General features: G+C 60.4%; 2 protein-coding genes and 2 pseudogenes. All 4 read right to left on the bottom strand.

What is annotated here, in order from left to right; genetic code table 11:
• A pseudogene (locus ACILSL_RS26500) lies at positions 1-3,207 on the bottom strand (DUF1156 domain-containing protein); the annotation flags it as partial.
• Between the two features lie 9 nt (positions 3,208-3,216).
• Positions 3,217-4,932, bottom strand: a complete 1,716-nt coding sequence (locus ACILSL_RS26495; RefSeq protein WP_395735087.1) for a DUF262 domain-containing protein — start codon at positions 4,930-4,932, stop codon at positions 3,217-3,219.
• Position 4,933: 1 nt separating this feature from the next.
• Entirely contained in the window at positions 4,934-5,932 is a 999-nt protein-coding gene (locus tag ACILSL_RS26490; RefSeq protein ID WP_395735086.1) for a hypothetical protein, read from the bottom strand.
• Positions 5,932-6,196, bottom strand: a pseudogene (locus tag ACILSL_RS26485) (DUF499 domain-containing protein); the annotation flags it as partial. The gene ACILSL_RS26490 and the pseudogene ACILSL_RS26485, both read right to left, overlap by 1 nt.

Genomic DNA, 6,196 nt, shown 5'->3' with positions numbered 1-6,196 from the left:
GCCTGGCTGGCGTGCCATGCGTTGTAGATCGACACCGCACGCGACGCGGCGTTGCGGGTGGTCTGATCCGCGCCGTTGCGGTGCAGCCATTCCAGCAGGGGCTTGAGTGCGACGTGGGGCTTGAAGTTGTCGTTCTTCAGTGTGTCCGACGCGTTGATGCCGCTGCCGTCAAAGCACGCGCCGATCAGCACCAGCGCTTGATCCAGATCCGAGGTCAGCTTGCGGCGATGTTTGCCCGACCATTCGCGGGCGAAGTCCAGCGCACTCGTACGTGTGAACACCTTGTTTTTCTCGGTGCACCAGCCACGTTGCACGAATTCGTCCGGCGTGGTGATCGAGCCTTTAAGAAACTTCTGTAACTGGTCGCGCTTGAGCTCAGGGGCGTTGCCGAAGGTGCGCAGGAACTGCCGCGTGATCGGCTCGGCGTTGACCGGCGGTGCTTCCTTGCCCTTGTCGGCGTCTTCGTCGATGAGCTGGTTGATGCCCACCAGCGCATCGCGCACGGAGATGGTGCGGCCTTCATCCACGTAGACCTTGCCGTAGTGGCGCGAGAAGTATTCCAGTGCTTTGCCGCGCCGGATCACCTGGATGTCGGCGGCGGGCAGACCTTCCTTGGCGTGGTTCTCCAACATCGCCTGCAACTGGCGTACATCGGCCATCACCTCGCGGCGCATCCGGCCCCAGCTCACGGGCTTCGGTTCTTCGGTGCGCTTACGGCAGACGTGGATGATGTCGTATTCGATGGTCTTGGAGCCGAACTCGCCTTCGCCCTTGGTTTCATCGGAGCGGATCGGGTAGGTCGCCTCGAGGTAGTAACCCGCATTGAACAGCGATTCCAGCACCGCCACCCACGGCTCGTCCTCGCTGTGATGGAAAGTGAAGGCCAGAATGCCGCTGGGCTTGAGCGCGCGATGCGCCTCGCGCCAGCACTGGGTGAGTAGGCGTTGATAGAAGCCGTCCGGGTCTTCAGGCTCACGCGCCTTGTTAGCCACGGCTTCCAGAGATTTTGGGGTGTATTCACCGCCGAAAATCTGCGGATACTTGCCCTTGAGCGCCAAGCGCAACCAGACGTAGAAGAAGTCAGCCAGCTCCGAGTAGTGCAACAGGCCACCGAAGGGCGGATCGGTGATGACTAAATCGAGGCTGGCGTCAGCGAGTTGTGATAGTTCCGTGGACGAGCCACAGAAGACTTCCGATTCATTTACTGGATCACCCGGAAAGACTTTCTCGCTCTTGCCGCTGATTTCTTCTGCAAGGATGGCATCCCTGCGTTTCATACCTTCGGCACTCACCGCTTCCCAAGGTTGAACAGCCCAATCACGCCCTTCCACGAGCGCTGGAATGCAAGAGGTCCACGGGCCATAACCCATCGGCGAAAACACACCAACCTCGATGAGCGTAGATTTTGGGTGGTAGTTATTGTTGGAGAGCGCCGGAACGAAGTGATCCTTCTTGACGTGCCAGAACGCAAACATGCTCTGGTTGCGCAAATAATTCTGGAACGCGCCGAGGACATACTCCCGCACCTTCCAGTCGTAGTTCCCGACACTGCTGATGGCCTTCAGAAGTTGGGCGTGAACCAGCAATTGCCGTGGGTTGAACATCGTCCACCAATGCGTGAAGCCGTGGCCTTCGCGGATGTCACCATTGGCGATGCCGGTCATGAAACCGTAGGGCACCTCGGAGCGCGGCCAATAGTCTCTCAGGTCAGCATCCTTGCGCGCTTCCCATTCTGTAAACGCAGCGTCGTATTGCTTGGCGTGAGTCGTGTCGTAGGCGGCAAAGAAGCGTCCGCTGTAAGGCTTGCCCGCTTCATCACGTTTCGGTGAATAGCATTGTGCTGCGTAGGCTGCCATCGGCCCCGTCTTGCCACTCGCTTTTACCGTCGCCAGCACATCCTGCACCGTGCCGCAGGCCGAGCAGGCGTAGTTCGACTTCTTCGGCACCGTGCCTTTCTCCGGCGCAAAGGTAACGCCCGTCTCTGGGTCGGTCACCTCATTCGGCAGCGCGCCGCGTACCTCCAGCAAGCGGATCTTCGCGGCGCGTGCCGCATCCCAGCGCGTGGTTGCGGCCACATCGTCTTGCGCCGAACCGCCGTATGGCTGCCCGTTTGCATCCTGCTTGGCTTCGCCAGCCAGCCATTGCGGATGTACCAGTAGGCTCAGTTCCACCTTTTTGTTCTTGCCCTTACCGAGGTTCACCATCGCGGTATGGCCGCAGTGCGGGCAGATGACGCCCTTCTTACGGTCGAGCACAGAGTAAGGCGCTTCCGTGGGCGCGACGTAGAACGGCGCATCGGGTGCCATACGCGCGGCTTCTTCCTCGACGTCGAAGGCTTCCCCACACTTGCCGCAGGTGTGCGCCCAGTGCTTGACGGTGAGCGTCTTCACCGCCATCACGGGGCTGGTCATGATCGGCGTGCGGTGGCCGCAGCCCGTCACCTGACAGGGGCCGTGCTTGGCCCAGAAGGTGTAAATGATCTCCGGGCCTTCGTACTTGTAGTCCTTGCGCTGCTCACGCGGAATGGCGAGCGGGTCGAAGTCGGCAGGCATTGCCTTGTTGCTGGGCAGATGCGTCCACTTGCCTTTCTCACCCTGCGGGCCGTCGCAGTAGTAGTACGGCATGATCTGCGGCTTGACCTCGGCCTCGATGTCGGCGAGCAGCTTCTTCACCTGCTCCAGATCGACATTGGCCAGCTCCTGCTTGACCACGAACCACGCGACCGGGTTGAGGTCGTTGCCGCTCCTGCTTGACCACGAACCACGCGACCGGGTTGAGGTCGTTGCCGACCATCTGCATCCCGAGGCGCGAGCCTTCCACCAGTGTGGTGCCGCCGCCCATGAAGATGTCCGCCACCTTCAGATGCTTGAACGCGCCTTTTTTCTGGTGATTGGCGTAGTAGTTGTCCCACACCAGCTTGGCGGCGTGCGACGGATCGTCCGGCGCTTTGGTCGCCGCCGCGATCAACATCGAGCGGAACACGCTGGAGCGCCGCCGCGCCCACCACTTGGACATCTGGTAAATCGGCTTGCCCGCGTTGCCTTCGATGATCGCCACCTGATTGACCGGCAGGATCGGGAAGTCCACCTCCAGACAGGTCTTGGGGCGGTTCGGGTCGTTGAAGTCAACGGTTTCGAGAGCGACCGCCTTGCCTGCGCCGACGGCTTTGGCGACTTCTTGTTGGAGTAGTTGTTTCTTGGTGGCCATGCGTCAATCTCAGGAAAGCTGGGCGATGCGCCACACGGTGGTGGCGATATTCGCGAGCTGCTTTTGACGCGCATTCAAGCGCTCGGGAACCCAGTCATCGTTTTCCTCGGCCAGCTTGCGGGTCAATTGCAAACCGCTTTGTTGCAGTACCGGGCGTTTGTCGGAGTAAGGTCTGTTGCCAATGTCCTTGTTCTTACCGGCTTCCAGCATGACCATATTGCCCAGTCGATATACGAATGTTTCCAGGTCACGGTCGTTGAATGCATCCCAGCCAGCTTCCGGTGATTGCGGCAGCACATGCTCGATGGTGTAGCTGGGAGAGTCGGCATCGAATTCGATGCCGCAGGCCTGCTTTTCCAGCTTGCACAGGATGTAGCGCACGATCTTGGCGTTGCGGCTCTGGGTGGTTTTGATGACTTTGTCGGCAAAATCTGCCTTGAAGGCTTCATCGCTCGGATAAATCTGGCGCAAGGCGGCCAGCACCTGAACGAAGCTGCTTGCTTCACCGTTGTGCAACTGCATGGCAGCCGTGTGATAAACCCGCTCCTGTTCGCCAGTATGCTGTGCACCGATGACGTTGTAACGGAAAGCGATGATGACTGTCGCGCGCAGCAGATCACCAAAATCCGCATCGGACAAACTGCGCTTGGCGGCCATCAGCATCGGATATGGCTGGCGTACGGAGAACATGCGCAGTTCCTGCGCGCTTTGTTTCCACGCGGGGATCCATTGGGCTCCCTCGGGTTGGGTGAGTGCCAGGTAGGTATCCACATCTTCATCCATCTCGCGCAGCAGGGAAAAAACGGCTTCGCGGGCCTGAATACGGCCACGGACGACCTTGAACAGCTCTGTTTGCCGGGCAAAGTTTTGGCGACTGTTCCAGTGCATGCGCAGAAAATCCGGAAAGCTTTCGCTACCGAGGCGATCCACGATCACCTCCCAGCGACGCTCCAATTCATCCATTTCATGTGTAGCTTCGTCACCGCGCGCCAATACGGAAAACAGGTAGTTCTTCAGTAGATCAGTGGCCGACAGGCGCACGCCACGGGCATTAAGAGTTTCAAATACCTTGTAGGCATTGAGTTGGTCAGCAACGGTGATGACGGTAAAAAACAGTTTGTCGCTGATGGTTTCAACAAACTGGGCCAGCGCCATGCCGGGATCGACTGCGCCTTTGATCTGTTCACGCAAACGACGCTCGAACCATTCGAAGCCCTTGCGCATGGCATGGGTGGAGGCAGGGAACCCTCGCTGTGGCAGATGGTCGGCCAATGCCACGAGATAGTCACGGTAGTAGCTGTCGTTATTGCGATTCAGCGATAGCTTGTTGCGTGTTGTCAGGGTGACCGGGTCGAGATAGCCAATATATGTAGCGCGCAATTGCTCCAGACGTCGTCGATTTTCGTCAGGGGCTTTCCCTTCATCCGCCAGCTTGTTCAGCAGGCGCATGGCCGCCAGGACGATGAGGCTGATCGTGGTCAGTCGCTGCTGGCCATCAATCACTTCATATACGCGATTGTCGGCTGTTTGCAGTACCAGATACCCCATGTAGTGGGCTGGCTCACCATCGGCGGGTAAGGCGCTCTGGATATCGGCCCAAAGGTCCTCCCATTCTTCCTCGCTCCAGGAGTAATCACGCTGGAAGCGCGGGATTCTATAGGTCAGGCCGTTGCCCAAGAGTTGGCGGTAAGTGCGATTTTCAGTATTGAAATTGGTGGCGGCCATTTCAGCCTCCTGATTTCGATAGTTCAACAAACGGCGACAACACCTCCAGCAGCGACAAGCCGCCATGCGTGAGCGTCGGGTAACCACCCTGGCTGCGCCACTTCCTGCGGCCCAGAGCTAACAGGTGCGCGCCGTGGGGGCTGTTGATCTGCAATGCCACAGGTGGCACGAAGGGGCCGGTGTCGCCGGTTCCCGTCTTGCTGCGCGAGCTTCCAAACGTCTGCTTGAGAAACTGGCCGACCTCGCCATCGGCATCGGGAAAGTAGCCGGTAGCCGCATAGCCGTGATCCGAGGTGATGACCAGCCGCCGCCCGGTGGCGAGACGCCCGACGAAGGCCCAGAAGTCGTCGCCGGACAACTGCTCGGCCACGTCCTTGGTCAGCGGTTCCAGCCCCTGGCCTGCGCCGGAGCCGTCGTGGAGCTTGGCGTCGGGCCAGTGGTGCCAGAAGATCTGGTTCGGCGCGCTGTTGATCAGCGCTTCGCAGTCCTTCCACGGCAAGTCCACGGTTTCGGTGCTGGCGGCTTGCAGCTTGTGCGCAAGACCGCCACCATTGTTCTGGAGCTTGCTGCGGCTGGCGAAGCCGAGCGCGCGGGCAAACTCATCGGTTTCGCCGGGCAGCTCGGAGGCGCAGGCAGTGACCTCGTGGGTGGTGAAGCCGCGCTCCTTTGCCCCCTGCAACAGCCACGGCAGCTCGCGCAGGGAAAGGCCGTCGAGGATCAGCACCGCCTTGGCGCTGAAGGGTTCGGCCCACCAGCGCATCAAGCGTTCCGAGGTACGTTCCACGCTGTCGCCGAAGGCTGGCCACAAGTCCCAGCCGCTGGAGGAGAGGAACAGATCCAGTGCGCCGATTTCGCGGTCGCGCCGTACGACCTCGCTGGGCGCATTGCCTGCGGCCAGCGGCTTTCTGGCGATCTCGACAGCCTGATCGACGATGACGCGCCAAGCATCGGCGTCGGAGCCTTGGGTCAGGGCCTGCAAGGCGCTGGCAGTCAGGGCCATCAGTCGTCCTCCTTCTCAAGATTCAGCTCGAAGCTCATGCCTTCGGGCAGCTTCTTGAGCAGTTCCTTGAGCTGCGCGCCGGTGGCGGCGGACACCTTGATGGACACCTCCGCGACCTTGGTGGCCGGGCCGATGCCCCAACCCTCGATCTTGCCGATCAGATTGAGCGGCGACGTGGCCGGGTTGGACAGCGGCGTGCGCGGCTTGGTAGTGCCGGTGTTGCCGCCGAAGATACCGCCCGGCGTAGGCACGGGCGTGGGAGCG

Origin of the sequence: Prosthecobacter sp. (genome assembly GCF_044222345.1) — a bacterium.
GTDB lineage: Bacteria > Verrucomicrobiota > Verrucomicrobiia > Verrucomicrobiales > Verrucomicrobiaceae > Prosthecobacter.
Note: the sequence above shows the minus strand (reverse complement) of the source record. Positions and strands in the feature narration are given on the sequence as shown.